Consider the following 15,298-nt stretch of genomic DNA (forward strand, 5'->3'; position numbering starts at 1 on the left):
AAATTATTAACGGGGCATGCCTGGGGGCATGGCTTCTTGGGGGAATGATGGATCTTTGGACAGCCTTTCAGGCATTGATTTTAGGCGTTATAGAAGGGCTGACCGAGTTCTTGCCCATTTCCAGTACCGGGCACCAGATCATTGTGGCGGACCTGCTCAATTTCGGCGGCGAACGAGCGATGGCCTTCAACATCATCATTCAGCTCGGCGCGATCCTGGCGGTGGTCTGGGAGTTCCGTCGCAAGATTCTCGACGTGATCATCGGTTTACCGACGCAGCCCAGCGCTCGACGCTTTACCGCGAACCTGTTGATCGCCTTCATGCCGGCCGTGGTATTGGGGGTGATTTTCGCCGACCTGATCCACAAGTACCTGTTCAACCCGATAACCGTGGCCAGCGCATTGGTCGTGGGCGGGATCATCATGTTGTGGGCTGAACGCCGGCAGCATGTCGTGCATGCCGAAAGCGTCGATGACATCACCTGGAAAGAGGCCCTGAAAGTCGGTTTCGCCCAGTGCCTGGCGATGATCCCGGGGACCTCGCGTTCCGGTTCGACGATCATCGGCGGTTTGCTGTTCGGGTTGTCGCGCAAGACGGCCACCGAATTCTCGTTCTTCCTTGCCATGCCAACCATGGTCGGCGCAGCGGTTTACTCGGGCTACAAATACCGCCACCTGTTTGTGCCGGCTGATTTCCCGGTGTTCGCCATCGGCTTCGTCACCGCGTTTATCTTTGCGATGATCGCCGTCCGGGGCCTGCTCAAGTTCATCGCCAGCCACAGCTACGCGGCATTCGCCTGGTATCGCATTGTGTTTGGCCTGGTGATTCTGGCGACCTGGCAGTTCGGTTGGGTCGACTGGACCGCGGCCAAGCCATGAGCGACGCCGCCGCACGCAACAACCCCGGGCGCAAGCCCGGGGGAGCGATTCAAAACCTGCGGTTGAAATTGCTGGTGTTCGTTTTGCTGTGCGCAGTGCCGTTGTTTGGCTCGGTGTCGCTGTGGCTGCGCGGGGTGTCGGTGATTCCCCTGGCCGCCTATGGCATCGTCAGCGTGCTGGCGTTTTTCCTGTACTGGGGCGACAAGCACAAGGCCCGCGCCGACAGCTGGCGCACGCCGGAGAACGTCTTGCACGCGGTGGAACTGGCGGGCGGTTGGCCGGGTGCCTTGCTGGCCCAGCAAGTGTTTCGGCACAAGACCCGCAAGGTTTCGTTTCAACTGGTGTTCTGGCTCATCGTGCTGATGCATCAGGTGTTCTGGATCGACCAGTTGTTTCTGGGTGCTCAGCTGTTCGCGCTGTTCTAAAGCTGTTTTAAAGCAGCAAGCCGATCTGCGTGCGCTTGGGCAACTTGCTCACCACCAGTTGGTGGGAACGTTGCAGCAAGCCTTGCAGCTCTTCGGTGCCCAGCGGGTAGGGCGTTTCCATGATGATCCACTGCGCCCGGGCCAGATACGGCGCCGGGTGAATGCCCGGTCGGTCGCAATGACCCAGGAACAGGTCCTTGTCGACCTTGAAGGCCAGGGACTGACCCCGCAGGTTCTGCAAGGCGAACATCTTGCTCCCGGCAATCGAAAACACCCTCACGCCACCCCACTTGTAATCCTCCCGCGCGCCGGGCAGCGCCAGGCAGAATTGCGCGACATCCTCTTCGCTCATTGGTCTTGCCTTCATAACAGTCGGTCCCCACAGGCATTGAATGATTCGATCAAATGGTCGATCCAGGCGCGTACTGCCGGCATTACCCCGCGCCGATGAGGGTAGACCGCTTGCAGCCAACCGCCCGGCAATGACCAGTCAGGTAGCAGCTGCACCAGCGAGCCGTTTTCCAGTTCCTGCTCGCAATACATCATCGGCAACACGGTGAAACCCAGCCCGGACAGGGTACACGCCTTGCGCACGAGAAAATCGTCGATGCCCAATCGGGCTTCGAATGTCATTTCACAGGCCTTGCCCTGCTGGTCGAGCATCCGCAGATGCACCAGCCGATCGGCTTCCAGTGCGCCCAGTATCGGTACGTTTTTCAAGTCGTCAGGGGTCTTGATCTGCCGTTCACGAAGAAACCCCGGACTGGCGACCATAACGGTCTGCGCCTGTCGTAAACGGCGGGTGACCAGCAACGGATCTTCATCCCCCAGATCCCGCACTCTCAAGGCAACGTCGACGCCCTCGGTCACCAGATCTACCCGACGGTTGAGCAGCATCATCTCCAGTTGAACCTGCGGGAATTTCTCCAGAAAGTTGCTGATCACCCCCGGCAGCATTTGGTGGGCCAACCCGACGGGGCAGGAAACCCGCAGCCGCCCCCGGGGTTCGCTGGACATGCTGGCCACCGCTTCGTCGGCCATCTCGGCCTCCAGCAGCATCGCCTGACAGTGCCGCAAGTAGCGCTCGCCCACGGCGGTCAGGTTGAGTTGGCGGGTGGTGCGTTGCAGCAGGCGCGCGCCCAGGCGTTCTTCCAGTTCGGCGATGCGTCGCGACAACCGGGACTTGGGAATCCCGAGCAAACGCCCGGCCGCCGCGAAGCCGCCGGCGTCGACCACCTTGGCGAAGTAGTAGAGGTCGTTGAGATCTTGCATGATTTAAATCCGACTGTTCTATCAGTGGGACAAACTATCGCATTATTGCCGGCTAATCAGCTATTGGTTTTGTCGGTAGGATTGTTTCCATCAGATCGCCGGGTGGCGATCCTCACCTTGGAGATCCCACATGAAATTACTGCATATCGATTCGAGCATTCTGGGTGACAACTCGGCTTCCCGTCAGTTGAGCGGCGAAGTCGTCAAAGTCTGGCAAACCGCCGAGCCTGGTGTTGTGGTGACTTACCGCGACCTGGCCGCCGATGCCATCAGCCATTTTTCCGCCGCCACGCTGGTCGCCGCTGGTACCGCCGCTGAGCTGCGCAACGCCGCGCAACAGCATGAAGCCGATTTGAGTGCGCAGGCCCTGGCCGAATTCCTCGCCGCCGATGCCGTCGTGATTGCAGCGCCGATGTACAACTTCACCATCCCGACCCAACTCAAGGCCTGGATCGACCGCATCGCCGTAGCCGGCCAGACTTTCCGCTACACCGAAGCCGGCCCTGAAGGCCTGTGCGGCGGCAAGAAAGTGGTGATCGTTTCGACGGCTGGCGGTTTGCACGCTGGCCAACCGACCGGCACTGCTCACGAAGAGTACTTGAAGGTGATGTTCGGCTTCCTCGGTATCACCGACATCGAGTTCGTCCGCGCCCATGGCCTGGCCTACGGTGATGAAGTACGCAGCAAAGCCATGAGCGACGCTCAGGCGCAAATCAGCGAACAATTGTTCGCCGCCGCGTAAGGCTTGCGTAAAGACGTCAAACGGCGCGGGCAATACCCCTGAAACTCTGTATTCTGGTCATCATGATGGCCAGATGCGGAGTTTTTTTGTTTCTGGCGGCAATCAGTTTCTGGCCCAGGTTATGCAGTCGAGGGTTAACATCTGCGGTCAGGGTAATAAGGTGGGGCATCCCATGGTGCGTCTTTGTGCAACATTACTGATTTGCCTGTTCGGCAGCCTGAATTCGGTGCACGCCGCGCCTGCGCCGTATCCTCACTGGAGCGTCGGTTTCCATGAGATGACGTTCCTCGATCCGCTGGACTTGCAGCCGATGCGCGCCATCGCCTTTTATCCGTCCAGTGAGAGGGAACACTCCAGCAAGCTCGAGGGTTACACGGTCGAAGCCGGTGAAGACACCAAAGTCGCCATCGGACGCTTCCCGATGCTGATGCTGTCCCATGGCAACACTGGAACCCCGCTGGCCCTGCACGATCTGGCCACCTCGCTGGCACGCAAAGGGTTTGTGGTGGTGGCGGTGATCCATCCCGGCGACAACTCCAAAGACCACAGCCGCCTCGGCACCTTGAGCAATCTTTACGGGCGGCCGATCCAGATTTCCGAAGCCATTACCGCGACCTTGGGCGACCGTATGCTTGCGCCCTTCGTCAATGCCGATCAGGTTGGGGTGATCGGCTATTCGGCGGGCGGTGAGACCGCGTTGATCCTGTCCGGCGCCACCCCGGACCTGGACCGTCTGCGCCGTTATTGCCATGAGCGCCCGGACGATCATGATGCCTGCAACACGCAAGGTGAATTGATCGTCGACCGCGATGACTTGCAGCCAGTGCCAGACCCGCGAGTGCATGCCTTGTTGTTGATGGCACCGCTGAGTCTGAAGTTCGGCCGCCAGACCCTGGCCGAGGTGCATGTGCCGGTGCTTCTATACAGCGGCGATGGCGACAAACTGGTGGCGTTCGACAAAAACGCCGCAGCGCTGGCGCGCAAACTGCCGACTGCACCGGATTTCAAATTGCTGGCCGGGGCAGGGCACTTCGTGTTCCTGGCACCGTGCAACGAAGAACAGATCGCCGCCATGCCGGCGCTGTGCACCGATGCCGACGGCGTCGACCGCAAGGACATTCACCGCAACCTGATCTCCGAAGCCGGACGTTTCTTCTCCCATGCCCTGGGCAAACCGAGTCGGGCCGGCATGCAAACTGCCGATCAATAAACTCCCACAAGAGATTTACAGCAGGCTTTAGACCATCGCCCGGTGTTTCAGTAACAGGGTCAAACCGAGCCCGGTCACGGACAACAACGCCGCACTGAAGAAAATCCACGCATACCCCAGGTTCAACGCCACCGCGCCCATCAACGGCCCGGCAATCGCCAGCGCCAGATCGAAAAACACCGCATAAGCACTCAAACCCGCCCCGCGACTGGAATTGGGCACCTGCTTGATCGCTTCCACGCCCAGCGCCGGATAGACCAGCGACAGGCCGAAGCCGGTCAGGCCTGCGCCAATCAAGGCGTAAACGGTCGAGGGCGCCAGCCACAACAGGACCAGCCCCACGGTTTCAATGCTCATGCAGGCAATGGCCGAGGTGAAACCGCCGAAACGGCTGATGCTGGAAATGAACAACAGCCGCGACAGAATGAAACACACCCCGAACACCGTCAGGCAGTAAGCCGCACCCGTCCAGCTACGACTGGCGTAATACAGGGTAATAAAAGTGGTGAGCGTGCCGTAGCCGATAGACGCCAGGCTCAGGCTCGCGCCGAAAGGGGCAATGCGACCGAATACCGCCCAAAACGGCAACCGCTCGCCGCGAATCACTGGCACCGAGGGTTTGTTGCGGATCAACAGCAATGCCAACAGGGCCAGTAACGACAGCATGATCCCGAGGCTGGCGAAGCCCAATTCAGCCACCATCACCACGCCCAACGGTGCGCCGATGGCGATGGCGCCATACGAGGCAATCCCATTCCAGGAAATCGACTGCGCTGCGTGTTCGGCACCGACTTTGCCCAAGCACCAACTGACGGTGCCGACCGCGATCAACCCTTGGGCAATCCCCAGCAACAACCGGCCGGCGATCAGGATGATCAGGCTCAACAAAGGGAAACTTTGCAGCAGGGTCGATATCAGCGTCAGTACGCCGCTCAACACAATCCCCGAAAACCCGTAAACAATCGCCCGTTTGGTGCCGACACTGTCTGACAAGCGCCCGGCCATCGGACGGCTGAGCAGGGTGGCCAGGTATTGCGAACCAATGGTCAGCCCCGCGACGATGGCGCTGAACCCCAACTGTTCATGGACATACCCCGGCAACACGGCAATCGGCAGGCCAATGCAAAGGAAGGCAATAAAGCTATAGAAAACGATGGAAACGATCTGCAGGGTGATCGCCATGGAGCTTTGCGGGGGCAGTTGCTGCACAGACATGAGAGCTCGTTCGCGGGCGGCGGTAGGAGAACTGCATCATGGCGCGGGTGTGAAATAAAAGAAAGCAGGCTAACGATGTGGATGACAGATCGGCTGTAAGTGGATCAACCTGAGATGCAAAAAGCCCCGTCACCAGGACGGGGCTTTCCATTTGCAGCCAGAAGCAGCCTTACATCAACACACCCTGACTACGCAGGTAGTCGTCATAAGTGCCGCTGAAGTCGATCACGCCATCGGCGCTCAACTCGATGATGCGGGTGGCCAGGGACGATACGAACTCACGGTCGTGGCTGACGAAAATCAGCGTGCCCGGGTAGTTCTCCAGCGCCAGGTTCAGCGCCTCGATGGATTCCATGTCCAAGTGGTTGGTCGGTTCGTCCATTACCAGCACGTTCGGCTTTTGCAGGATCAGCTTGCCGAACAGCATGCGACCTTGCTCACCACCGGAGATGACCTTGACCGACTTGAGGATCTCGTCGTTGGAGAACAGCATGCGCCCGAGGGTGCCGCGAACCAGTTGCTCGCCGCCCTGGGTCCATTGGCCCATCCAGTCGAACAGGTTGCAGTCGTCTTCGAAGTCGTGCGCGTGGTCCTGGGCGTAGTAGCCCAGCTCGGCGGCGTCGGTCCATTTCACGGTGCCGGCGTCCGGGGTCAGTTCGTTGACCAGGGTGCGCAGCAGGGTGGTTTTACCGATACCGTTCGGGCCGATGATCGCCACGCGCTCGCCGGCTTCAACGGTGAAGCTGAAGTCCTTGAACAGGGTCTTGCCGTCGAAGCCTTTGGCCATGCGCTCGACGATGACCGCCTGACGGTGCAGCTTTTTGGTCTGCTCGAAACGAATGAACGGGCTGACACGGCTCGAAGGTTTGACTTCGGCCAGCTGGATCTTGTCGATCTGCTTGGCGCGGGAAGTTGCCTGCTTGGCTTTCGAGGCGTTGGCCGAGAAGCGGCTGACGAACGATTGCAGTTCCGAGATCTGCGCTTTCTTCTTGGCGTTGTCCGACAGCAGTTGCTCGCGGGACTGGGTCGCCACGGTCATGTACTCGTCGTAGTTGCCTGGGAACAGGCGCAGCTCGCCGTAATCCAGGTCAGCCATGTGCGTGCACACGCTGTTCAGGAAGTGACGGTCGTGGGAGATGATGATCATCAGGCTGGAGCGCTGGGTCAGCACGTTTTCCAGCCAGCGGATGGTGTTGATGTCCAGGTGGTTGGTCGGTTCGTCGAGCAACAGCACTTCAGGATCGGAGAACAGCGCCTGCGCCAGCAACACGCGCAGTTTCCAGCCCGGCGACACTTCGCTCATCGGGCCGAAGTGCTGCTCGATGCCGATACCCAGGCCCAGCAACAGCTCGCCGGCACGGGACTCCGCGGTGTAGCCATCCATTTCGGCGAATTCGGTTTCCAGCTCGGCCACGGCCATGCCGTCTTCTTCGGTCATTTCCGGCAGCGAGTAGATGCGATCGCGCTCGGCCTTGACCTTCCACAGCTCTTCGTGACCCATGATCACGGTGTCGATCACGGTGAATTCTTCGTAGGCGAACTGGTCTTGACGCAATTTACCCAGACGCACGTTCGGCTCAAGCATGACCTGGCCACCGGACGGCTCGAGATCGCCACCGAGGATTTTCATGAAAGTCGACTTGCCGCAACCGTTGGCGCCGATCAGGCCGTAGCGGTTGCCCGCGCCGAATTTGACCGAAACGTTTTCGAATAGCGGCTTGGCGCCGAACTGCATCGTGATGTTAGCTGTGGAGATCAATTACTTTACCTATCAATGGGTTGCGAGCTGCGCATTTTGGCGCTTGGGCCATACCTGGGGCGTTTTGGAGTTTCTCCATCTCTCCCCAGTCACCGCTAGACTTCAACCGGCGCGCATAAGTCGAGAGCAGCATCTGGACGCTTGTCCAAGCTGTTGGGCAATAAAGGCGGGATTCATGCCAGACATTCTGCATATTGTCGCATAAGTGTGACGGCAGTTGTACGGCGCGCGATAACGTGTCGCGAGCTTCTTCAGGTTGGCCCCGCTGCTTGGGTCTGCCAGAGGGGATGGTTCATCCTGGTGGGTGGCGAAACGCTGCGCAAATCCTTGATTACACGCCAATGTTATTTTTGTTCAGCGTTGTGTTAGGGACACTGGGCGCAGCTCTGGGTAAAGTCGGCAGCGCTTGCCCGGCCAGGTGTCTTTCAGAAGGATTGCTGAATGGCCAGCACTTGGTCAGGGTGGGCACCTATTCGGATTTATCTCTCCACGCCGCATGAGGCGGCAGTCTCTCTCCAGGGCATCGAGGCTTTGGTTGCTCTTGCCAGATGATTCGTTCTAAGCGACTAGAATATAAACGGCCTCTAGTCACGGATGAATCAAATGAAACTGATTTTGGTCGTGTTAATCATTGGTTTGTTGGCCTGGAAGCTTTCCCCCGAGTTACAACCTTGGGTTGAAGCCAAGCTACCGCCCCCGAAAGTAACCCCTACAGTCGCGACTGCGCCGAAACCTGTTTCTGCGCCATTCAAATGTGACGGACGCCAATATTGCTCGCAGATGACCTCGTGTGCAGAGGCCAAAAAATTTCTGCAAAATTGTCCGGGAATGAAAATGGATGGCGACAACGATGGCGTGCCCTGTGAGTCGCAGTGGTGCCAATGACTTTTGCCGCGGGACAAGGGGAATAAACGGGCCTGACGGCTACAAAACTTGTAATAAGTTGTCCGTGATTGTTCCCGAAAAAATAGTCTTTACCGGCCCGATGAGAAAGACCGGGCCCACGCCATCCCATTGAACCGTTACAGTGCCGCCATCACATTCAACCTCAACGGAATGGTCTAATAAACCACGACGAATTCCGCTGACAGCGGCGCCACAAGAGCAAGAGCCTGAACCAAGCGGAATACCACCCCAGCGCTCCCAAATGCGCAACCGTATGTGTTGTCGGTTAATGATCTGGACGAAATGCACGTTCGTCCTGAGAGGAAACAGTGGGTCGGTTTCAATGGTCGGTCCGATGGTCGCTATATCAATGGCTGTCAGATCATCCACAAAATAGGTGCAGTGAGGATTGCCCATGCTGCAAGCTGCCGGGCCACCAGCCAGTGGCAAAACAGCAGTGTCCAGTTCCTGAGCCAGGGGAATATCCGACCAGCCGAAAAGCGGCTCGCCCATGTTGACCGAAATTGCGCCGGCTGAAGTTCGTTCGCAAGTGAGTAGGCCACGGTTGGTTCGCAGCGCTATCGAAGTCATATTGGATTCGCGCATCAGCATGTCCGCGGCACCCCGCGTTGCGCTGCCACAAGCATCCAGCGTGGAGCCATCTGCATTCCAAAACATCAAGCGGGCATCGGCATCATCGCAATCAAGCACCGCTGCGAGTTGATTGAATCCGACGCCTCGGTTCCGATCACCCATTCGCCGAGCCAAACTACTTGTCACTGGATTGGCCGAGTTTCGCGAGTCCACAATGACGAAGTCATCGCCATTGGCGTGCATTTTATGAAAACTCAGCGGCATATATAGATCCTGGGCGAACTGGCATTTGAGAACGATCTAGCCCCAATCACATAACCTTTGCAAGCCGTGAGCGGGTAAAGAAAACACCGGCCCTCGAAACCGATAACGATTGATCGACTCTTGAATTAGTATTCCATCCCCCACCCAAGGAACATGGAAGTGAGAAACAAATTCGCAGCAGGTATGTTCTGTTTCCTGACGATTGTGACGGCTCAATACGCTGACTCCAGCGCCACGGATGAGTCCGCCGAAAACGCCTCATTGCTCTGCAAAATCCTCGATGGCAATGATGCCTTGACCCAGGCCTCCGAATTCTCGGCCGAGGATCGTACGGTCAATATCTCGGTAGACCGTTCTCCAGAGGACGCCAAAAAGCTTTGCCCGGAAATCAGCGCCATCGTCGAGTATCACGAGATGACTTTTACGCAAGGCTGGACTGTGCAGATCACTTCTCCAGACAGTGGTTATGACGTTGTTGCTATCTGCCCGTTGTAATGATGGTGGTTGTCCTGTACGCCAGTGATCAGGTGCAGTGGAATGTGCTGTTGCTCATCAATGCATGTGATTTCGAAACTGCCCACTATTTGAGGGGGGCGCTCACTCAGCCCGGTCGACTCTTCTTCCTTTGCCTTAGCCATTCTCGCGTGGTTCGCTGCGATTTCGTTGAGAGTTGACACGTTACATCTCCCGGTGACTGACCAAGCGTATCGCTGGAGTCCTTAAACGTTAATGTGAATGCCGCCGCGTCAGAATTACGTCGTTCTGGGGCCGCTATCGCCGGCAGGTGCAAACCCTAAGCCAGACATTGACGCGTATTCCGCGCCACGCTTTCCATGCGACGAATGGTGTCGCGCGATGTTCAGATAGGTTCGATCAGTCCAGGGCCATCGTTGTGCACATTGCCCACGGCTTGATCAACCTTGAACCACTCGAATGTCTCGGCCGGCTCGCCCTGCGACAGTACTATCTGCTCGGCTCGCTCTTTCGGCGTGGCCGGGTCCAGCCATTCCCGGGCCAGTTCGGCATTCAGCGTCACCGGCTGGCGATCATGAACATCCACCATGCCGCCCTTGCTGTCGGCGGTGATGATCACGAAACCGTCATGTTCGTCCGGCAGATGTTCGTACCTTGGGTATTGACCGATCGCCGCGCACAGGATCGGTGCGCGATCCTTGCGGCGGATGAGGTAGGGCTGCTTCTTCGGACCGCCCTCGTAAACCCATTCAAACCAGTTATCGATGGCAACGATCGCCCGGTGCGGCCATATGGCTTTGAAGAATGGGCCGTGACTGACTTTCTCGACCCTGGCATTGATCGGCATAGGGTGTTCTTCGGACCAATGCGGCCGCCAGCCCCAGCGAACCCTGTCGGCGTGCAGCACGTCGCCTTCCTGGTGGAAGAGGGCGAGCTGAGTCGTCGGTGCGGCGTTGTAGAGCTCGAATGGCTGATCGCCGGCATTGTTGACCAAGGCGTTGGGCATGCTCAGCGCCTTGACGAAGTCGTGAATGCCTCGGTACTGCGAAAGTCGTCCGCACATGGCTGAGCCCTCATGCTTACATCTGAGCTTAGACGATCCTTTGAACTAATAGGGCGTTAAAGCCGCGTGGCATTTTGGCGGGCATGAGTAGACACATTTTCACAGTTGAAGGTTAACTATTGGTTACAAAGTATGGCTAAAATGACATCTTTCGCCCCCATGTCGATTGTCGGCATGGCTCAAGAACGCGCCATCGGGACGCACTTTGTTCATTTCAGACGTGTGACGATTTCCGTGAAACTCATTATTGCCGCTATCTATGTCATCTCCATCGCGTATGTCCACTTGCGCGGTAAGGTGCGCCACAAACCAGGCCGCCAACTAAGCGACCACTCGACGTTTCTGGCGCCGATCAATTGCTTCCTTTATATGTTCTCGAAAATCCCCAATCGGCCTTATCTCAATCCGGCGGACTTTCCTGACTTGAGCCCTTTGCAGGCTCATTGGGAAGAGATTCGCGCCGAAGGCCAGAACCTGCTCAAGGCCGGGGAGATCAAGCGCTCGAATCAGTACGACGACGTTGGTTTCAACTCGTTTTTCAAAAGTGGCTGGAAGCGTTTCTATCTCAAGTGGTATGGCGACAGTCACCCATCGGCCGCGAAGCTCTGCCCGCGTACTACTGAACTGGTGCAAAGCATTGGCTCGATCAAGGCAGCGATGTTTGCCGAACTGCCACCGGGTTCCAAACTGGTCCGCCACCGCGATCCGTATGCCGGCTCGTACCGTTATCACCTGGGGCTGGAAACGCCGAACGATGCCGGTTGCTATATCAACGTCGACGGTGAAAGCTACCATTGGCGTGACGGCGAAGCGGTGATGTTCGATGAAACGTTCATTCATTACGCTGAAAACAGCACCCAGCAGAACCGCATCATCCTGTTCTGCGACGTCGAACGGCCGATGAAGTATCGCTGGGCGGCGGCGTTCAACCGCTGGTTCAGCCGCACAGTGATGGCGGCGGCGGGGGCACCGAACGATGCGGGTGACAAGACCGGTGCTATCAACCGTTTGTTTGCCAAAATCTACACGGTTCGCCTGCGCGGCAAAGCACTCAAAAAGCGTAACCGCGCTCGCTATTACCTGGAGAAGTGGGCGATTTTTGGCGGGTTGCTGGCGATTTTTGTGCTGATCTGAGTTTTGCTTTGCGGCGCATTTAGTCATTGCAAGCAGGCCAGGATTTTCACCGCATAACGTATAGGCACTCCACTAACCGATCAGCCACGAGAACGCTTCGTGGCTTTTTTATCTGTGCTCGCTTTGGCTTTTTCTGCCGTTTTACCGGCACTCCTGGCACCGAGGCTGCGCTTGAGCAGTTCAGTCAGATCGATCACGTCCGCGGTCCTGCGTTCGTCCTCGCCCGTAGCGGTTTCGACGATTTCGATCTTGCCTTCATTCGCCTTCTGCTCAACCAGCGCCATGATCTTGTCTTCGAAGCTGTCGCGGTACTCCTCGGGCGTCCAGTCGGCGCTCATGTCCTCCACCAACCGTTTGGCCATCTCCAGCTCGCCCTTGGCCAGGTCCGGGTTGGTCACTTCACTACCAAGCTCCAGTTGATCCAGGCTGCGCACTTCGGCCGGCCAGCGCAGCATCACCAGAACCAGGGCCGATTCCAGCGGCATGACGGCCGCCAGGTGCTGGCGGGTATGCAACACCACACGGGCGAGGGCGACCTTGCCGGTTTTGCTGAGGGTTTCGCGTAACAGCGCATAGACCTTGCCACCGCGTTTGTCCGGCGCCAGGTAATAGGGTGTGTCGATGTTTTGCAGGGGGATCTGCTTGCTGTCGACAAAGGCAAAAATGTCGATGGTTTGGGTCGACAGTGGATGGGCCGAGCGAATGTCCTCTTCGCTGAGCACCACGTAACGACCCTTTTCGTACTCGACCCCTTTGACGATGTGTGCCTGGGTGACCTCCTTGCCAGTGACCTTATTGACGCGTTTATAGCCCACCGGCTCCATGCTGCGACTGTCGAGCCAGTTGAAATCGATCCCGTGGGAAGACGTCGCCGAGACCAGCGCCACGGGGATGTGCACCAGACCGAAACTGATTGCGCCTTTCCAGATTGCCCGTGCCATCGTCGTGTTCTCGTCAGCCCATTGATGTTCAGGTGACCTGTTGCCCGGGGGAAAGTTTCAGTCGGCAGCGACCCGGTTTTGCGGGCTGATCGACGGTGCAGTCAACTGGTGTTACATCTTCTGAAGGAGGTTTTAGTTAACAAATCCGAACCCCGGGCGTAGCGTGGCTCTATTCATCCATGAAGCGTTGCACGCGCTTTTAGAGAGGTTTCCATGAACCGATGTGTGTTCGGCGTCATCGCACTGGTATTGAGTGGCGTGCTAAGCAGCCTGGCCCTGGCCGATGCCGCCGCTCCGCCATCCTCGCCCTTGCTGCTGGCCCAGAACCTGCCGGGCAGCACCAATAACAATCCTTACAACAACCCGATCCGCCGGGCCAATCCCAACAGCATGCAAGGCACGCGACCCGGCATCCCGGTGATCCGCGGGCCGAGTACGGCGCCTGCGCCGCGACCACCGACCCTGGAGAACGGCGGTATCGGCAACCGTTATCCGCAGGATCGCCAGGCTCCCGCCAGCCCACCGACATTCATACCCAATCCACCTCATCGGGACGCAGACACCAGCAACCGTTGAACGGCAGGACAGAGGTCTTGCCAGCCATTTTGACCACAAAAGGAATCGTGCATGTTGCGTAAGACCCTCCTGACTACACTATTTGCCGGCGTACTGATCATCAGTGCGCCCGTGTTTGCGGCGCCTGTCCAGGAACTGAAAAGTGAGGAGGGCATCCTTGAGGTCACGCCAATCGTTAAAGGTCTGGAGCATCCCTGGGCGCTGGCGTTCCTGCCCGGTCGCCAAGGAATGCTGGTGACCGAACGGCCGGGCAACCTGCGGGTGGTCAGTGCCGATGGCAAACTTTCGAGTCCGCTCAGCGGTGTGCCTCAGGTCTGGGCCAAGGGGCAGGGCGGGTTGCTCGATGTGGTGTTGTCGCCCGACTTCAAGCAAGACCGCATGGTCTATCTGTCTTATGCCGAAGGCGGCGGTGAGGGCGGCAAGGCGGGTACGGCGGTCGGTCGCGGACGGTTGTCGGAAGACCTGACGGCCCTCAAGGATTTCAATGTGATCTTCCGCCAGGAGCCCAAGCTTTCGGTTGGCAATCACTTCGGCTCCCGTCTGGTGTTCGACCGCGACGGTTATCTGTTCATCACCCTGGGCGAGAACAACGATCGACCCACGGCGCAGGACCTCGACAAGCTGCAAGGCAAGGTGGTGCGGATCTATCCGGACGGCAAGGTGCCGAAGGACAACCCCTTCGTCGGGCAAAAAGGCGTACGCCCGGAAATCTGGTCCTACGGCCATCGCAACCCGCAAGGCGCGGCGCTCAATCCCTGGAGCGGCACGCTCTGGGAAAATGAGCACGGCCCCCGGGGCGGTGACGAAGTCAACATCATCGAGCGTGGCAAGAACTATGGCTGGCCGATAGCAACCCACGGCATCAACTATTCCGGCCTGCCGATCCCGGAAGCCAAGGGCAAAATCGTCGAAGGCACCGTAGGTCCACAGCATGTCTGGGAAAAATCCCCCGGCCTCAGCGGCATGGCGTTCTACGATGGCGATCGCTTCAAGGCCTGGCAGCACAACGTGTTTATCGGCGCGCTGGTGGGCCAGGAGCTGATCCGCCTGCAGTTCGACGGCGACAAGGTTGTTCACGAAGAGCGGCTGTTGGGTGAGCTGAACAAACGGATTCGCGATGTGCGGCAGGGGCCGGATGGTTATCTGTATGTACTGACCGATGAAGACGATGGTGCGTTGTACAAGGTTGGGTTGAAGTAAACAGACTCGCACAACCTTTGTAGCTGCTGGCGTAGCCTGTGTTCGGCAGCTGCTACAGAACGTGTTTCTCCAGTCGCATCGCGTCGGCATGGTCCTGGTAATAGTCATGAATCAGCCCGAATCGCCGATAACCGTTGCGTTCGTACAGAGCGATTGCCATCGGGTTGTCGATGCGAACTTCAAGTCGCAGGCAGGCGCAATCGTGCTCAAGGGCGCAGGCTTCGGCGCGTTCGAGCAATTGCTTGCCCAGCCCACTGCCGCGAGCATCAACGGCGATCGCAATCGAGTACAGACGTGCCCGTGAAGTACCCCGGTGAAACAACACCAGCGCATACCCCACCAATCGCTCGCCACGTTGGGCCACCAGCAGTTGCCCGTGAGCCCGGCTGATCATCCATCGAAAACTGCGCCGGCTGAGCCGGTCGGTGGTGAAGCATTGCTGTTCGAGTGCCAGCAGTGCTGGAAGGTCTTCAATGACCGCCAGGCGAAAAACAGGATTCATATGACCGCCGTAAAAGTTGCGTAACGAAACGGGACTTTCGAAAAAGTTCGTGCTTAATAGGAAAGGTCTTGTTCTCCAACGGATCAATCACTATGTCAGCGGTACAAGGTCATTGGCGCGAAGTATCCGAACAAACGTTGCCGACGGCAATAACTTCTGCAAAC

At 58.0% G+C, this 15,298-nt stretch carries 17 protein-coding genes and 2 pseudogenes; 9 read left to right on the forward strand and 10 right to left on the reverse strand.

The genetic code is table 11. The annotated features are described in order from the left end of the window. Window positions 1-47 precede the first annotated feature (47 nt). Window positions 48-878, forward strand: a complete 831-nt coding sequence (locus tag AC1DQM_RS01755) for an undecaprenyl-diphosphate phosphatase (protein WP_477745757.1) — start codon at window positions 48-50, stop codon at window positions 876-878. Then, window positions 875-1,303: a DUF1294 domain-containing protein gene (locus AC1DQM_RS01760; RefSeq protein ID WP_086946410.1), complete on the forward strand. Its 429-nt coding sequence runs from the start codon at window positions 875-877 to the stop codon at window positions 1,301-1,303. The genes AC1DQM_RS01755 and AC1DQM_RS01760 overlap by 4 nt, the downstream gene beginning before the upstream one ends. A 7-nt stretch (window positions 1,304-1,310) precedes the next feature. On the opposite strand, the gene AC1DQM_RS01765 is transcribed toward AC1DQM_RS01760, so the two are convergent. Next, window positions 1,311-1,670: an MmcQ/YjbR family DNA-binding protein gene (locus AC1DQM_RS01765; RefSeq protein ID WP_477745758.1), complete on the reverse strand. Its 360-nt coding sequence runs from the start codon at window positions 1,668-1,670 to the stop codon at window positions 1,311-1,313. Continuing rightward, window positions 1,667-2,575, reverse strand: coding sequence for a LysR substrate-binding domain-containing protein (locus AC1DQM_RS01770; RefSeq protein WP_477745759.1), 909 nt, complete (start codon window positions 2,573-2,575; stop codon window positions 1,667-1,669). The genes AC1DQM_RS01765 and AC1DQM_RS01770 overlap by 4 nt, the downstream gene beginning before the upstream one ends. A gap of 130 nt (window positions 2,576-2,705) precedes the next feature. On the opposite strand from AC1DQM_RS01770, the gene AC1DQM_RS01775 reads away from it, so the two are divergent. Together AC1DQM_RS01775 and AC1DQM_RS01780 are read left to right on the forward strand one after the other, a co-directional pair. Beyond that, window positions 2,706-3,317 carry an FMN-dependent NADH-azoreductase gene (locus AC1DQM_RS01775; RefSeq protein WP_477745760.1) on the forward strand — a complete coding sequence of 204 codons (612 nt, stop codon included), beginning with the start codon at window positions 2,706-2,708 and terminating at the stop codon, window positions 3,315-3,317. A gap of 172 nt (window positions 3,318-3,489) precedes the next feature. Continuing rightward, window positions 3,490-4,527: an alpha/beta hydrolase family protein gene (locus AC1DQM_RS01780; protein ID WP_477745761.1), complete on the forward strand. Its 1,038-nt coding sequence runs from the start codon at window positions 3,490-3,492 to the stop codon at window positions 4,525-4,527. A 27-nt stretch (window positions 4,528-4,554) separates the two neighbouring features. On the opposite strand, the gene AC1DQM_RS01785 is transcribed toward AC1DQM_RS01780, so the two are convergent. From AC1DQM_RS01785 to AC1DQM_RS01795, 3 genes and pseudogenes are all read right to left on the reverse strand, one after another. Continuing rightward, window positions 4,555-5,742, reverse strand: a complete 1,188-nt coding sequence (locus tag AC1DQM_RS01785; RefSeq protein WP_477745762.1) for an MFS transporter — start codon at window positions 5,740-5,742, stop codon at window positions 4,555-4,557. Window positions 5,743-5,911: 169 nt separating this feature from the next. Next, on the reverse strand, window positions 5,912-7,501 hold the full coding sequence (locus tag AC1DQM_RS01790; protein WP_026286413.1) for an ABC-F family ATPase: 1,590 nt from the start codon (window positions 7,499-7,501) through the stop codon (window positions 5,912-5,914). Continuing rightward, window positions 7,485-7,756, reverse strand: a pseudogene (locus AC1DQM_RS01795) (hypothetical protein); the annotation flags it as partial. The pseudogene AC1DQM_RS01795 and the gene AC1DQM_RS01790, both read right to left, overlap by 17 nt. Before the next feature lie 348 nt (window positions 7,757-8,104). On the opposite strand from AC1DQM_RS01795, the gene AC1DQM_RS01800 reads away from it, so the two are divergent. Further along, window positions 8,105-8,386 carry an excalibur calcium-binding domain-containing protein gene (locus AC1DQM_RS01800; protein WP_081626508.1) on the forward strand — a complete coding sequence of 94 codons (282 nt, stop codon included), beginning with the start codon at window positions 8,105-8,107 and terminating at the stop codon, window positions 8,384-8,386. Window positions 8,387-8,425: 39 nt separating this feature from the next. On the opposite strand, the gene dapF is transcribed toward AC1DQM_RS01800, so the two are convergent. Beyond that, entirely contained in the window at window positions 8,426-9,244 is an 819-nt protein-coding gene (gene dapF, locus AC1DQM_RS01805) for a diaminopimelate epimerase (RefSeq protein ID WP_064618087.1), read from the reverse strand. A 153-nt stretch (window positions 9,245-9,397) separates the two neighbouring features. On the opposite strand from dapF, the gene AC1DQM_RS01810 reads away from it, so the two are divergent. Beyond that, window positions 9,398-9,739, forward strand: coding sequence for a hypothetical protein (locus AC1DQM_RS01810; RefSeq protein WP_064618085.1), 342 nt, complete (start codon window positions 9,398-9,400; stop codon window positions 9,737-9,739). Here the strand turns inward: AC1DQM_RS01810 and AC1DQM_RS01815 are convergent. Together AC1DQM_RS01815 and AC1DQM_RS01820 are read right to left on the reverse strand one after the other, a co-directional pair. After that, window positions 9,709-9,921, reverse strand: coding sequence for a hypothetical protein (locus tag AC1DQM_RS01815; protein ID WP_081626507.1), 213 nt, complete (start codon window positions 9,919-9,921; stop codon window positions 9,709-9,711). The genes AC1DQM_RS01810 and AC1DQM_RS01815 overlap by 31 nt on opposite strands. Before the next feature lie 182 nt (window positions 9,922-10,103). Beyond that, window positions 10,104-10,781 carry an SOS response-associated peptidase family protein gene (locus tag AC1DQM_RS01820; protein WP_305412647.1) on the reverse strand — a complete coding sequence of 226 codons (678 nt, stop codon included), beginning with the start codon at window positions 10,779-10,781 and terminating at the stop codon, window positions 10,104-10,106. A 234-nt stretch (window positions 10,782-11,015) separates the two neighbouring features. Here AC1DQM_RS01820 and lpxO point away from each other — a divergent pair, with 234 nt between their 5' ends. Beyond that, window positions 11,016-11,915 carry a lipid A hydroxylase LpxO gene (lpxO, locus tag AC1DQM_RS01825; RefSeq protein ID WP_026286412.1) on the forward strand — a complete coding sequence of 300 codons (900 nt, stop codon included), beginning with the start codon at window positions 11,016-11,018 and terminating at the stop codon, window positions 11,913-11,915. Window positions 11,916-11,995: 80 nt separating this feature from the next. Here lpxO and ku read toward each other — a convergent pair whose 3' ends face one another. After that, window positions 11,996-12,856 (reverse strand): non-homologous end joining protein Ku, encoded by an 861-nt coding sequence (gene ku / locus AC1DQM_RS01830; protein ID WP_018926060.1) that lies wholly within the window; start codon window positions 12,854-12,856, stop codon window positions 11,996-11,998. A 213-nt stretch (window positions 12,857-13,069) separates the two neighbouring features. Between ku and AC1DQM_RS01835 the strand changes: the two genes are divergently transcribed. Then, a complete protein-coding gene (locus AC1DQM_RS01835) occupies window positions 13,070-13,432 on the forward strand; it encodes a hypothetical protein (protein WP_086944224.1) in 363 nt (120 codons plus the stop codon). A gap of 51 nt (window positions 13,433-13,483) precedes the next feature. Beyond that, window positions 13,484-14,632: a PQQ-dependent sugar dehydrogenase gene (locus tag AC1DQM_RS01840; protein WP_477745763.1), complete on the forward strand. Its 1,149-nt coding sequence runs from the start codon at window positions 13,484-13,486 to the stop codon at window positions 14,630-14,632. Window positions 14,633-14,687: 55 nt separating this feature from the next. Here the strand turns inward: AC1DQM_RS01840 and rimI are convergent. Continuing rightward, window positions 14,688-15,134, reverse strand: a pseudogene (gene rimI / locus AC1DQM_RS01845) (ribosomal protein S18-alanine N-acetyltransferase); the annotation flags it as partial. Between the last annotated feature and the right edge of the window lie 164 nt (window positions 15,135-15,298).

It is taken from the genome of Pseudomonas sp. 01L34 (assembly GCF_056400265.1).

Bases quoted from the DNA above. Each gene is read 5' to 3' on its own strand.
- AC1DQM_RS01820 (WP_305412647.1), bottom strand. From the start codon at position 10,781: ATGTGCGGACGACTTTCGCAGTACCGAGGCATTCACGACTTCGTCAAG.
- AC1DQM_RS01755 (WP_477745757.1), top strand. From the start codon at position 48: ATGGATCTTTGGACAGCCTTTCAGGCATTGATTTTAGGCGTTATAGAA.
- AC1DQM_RS01770 (WP_477745759.1), bottom strand. From the start codon at position 2,575: ATGCAAGATCTCAACGACCTCTACTACTTCGCCAAGGTGGTCGACGCC.
- AC1DQM_RS01760 (WP_086946410.1), top strand. From the start codon at position 875: ATGAGCGACGCCGCCGCACGCAACAACCCCGGGCGCAAGCCCGGGGGA.
- AC1DQM_RS01810 (WP_064618085.1), top strand. From the start codon at position 9,398: ATGGAAGTGAGAAACAAATTCGCAGCAGGTATGTTCTGTTTCCTGACG.
- AC1DQM_RS01775 (WP_477745760.1), top strand. From the start codon at position 2,706: ATGAAATTACTGCATATCGATTCGAGCATTCTGGGTGACAACTCGGCT.
- AC1DQM_RS01800 (WP_081626508.1), top strand. From the start codon at position 8,105: ATGAAACTGATTTTGGTCGTGTTAATCATTGGTTTGTTGGCCTGGAAG.
- AC1DQM_RS01840 (WP_477745763.1), top strand. From the start codon at position 13,484: ATGTTGCGTAAGACCCTCCTGACTACACTATTTGCCGGCGTACTGATC.
- ku (WP_018926060.1), bottom strand. From the start codon at position 12,856: ATGGCACGGGCAATCTGGAAAGGCGCAATCAGTTTCGGTCTGGTGCAC.
- AC1DQM_RS01835 (WP_086944224.1), top strand. From the start codon at position 13,070: ATGAACCGATGTGTGTTCGGCGTCATCGCACTGGTATTGAGTGGCGTG.
- AC1DQM_RS01780 (WP_477745761.1), top strand. From the start codon at position 3,490: ATGGTGCGTCTTTGTGCAACATTACTGATTTGCCTGTTCGGCAGCCTG.
- AC1DQM_RS01785 (WP_477745762.1), bottom strand. From the start codon at position 5,742: ATGTCTGTGCAGCAACTGCCCCCGCAAAGCTCCATGGCGATCACCCTG.
- dapF (WP_064618087.1), bottom strand. From the start codon at position 9,244: ATGCCGCTGAGTTTTCATAAAATGCACGCCAATGGCGATGACTTCGTC.
- AC1DQM_RS01765 (WP_477745758.1), bottom strand. From the start codon at position 1,670: ATGAAGGCAAGACCAATGAGCGAAGAGGATGTCGCGCAATTCTGCCTG.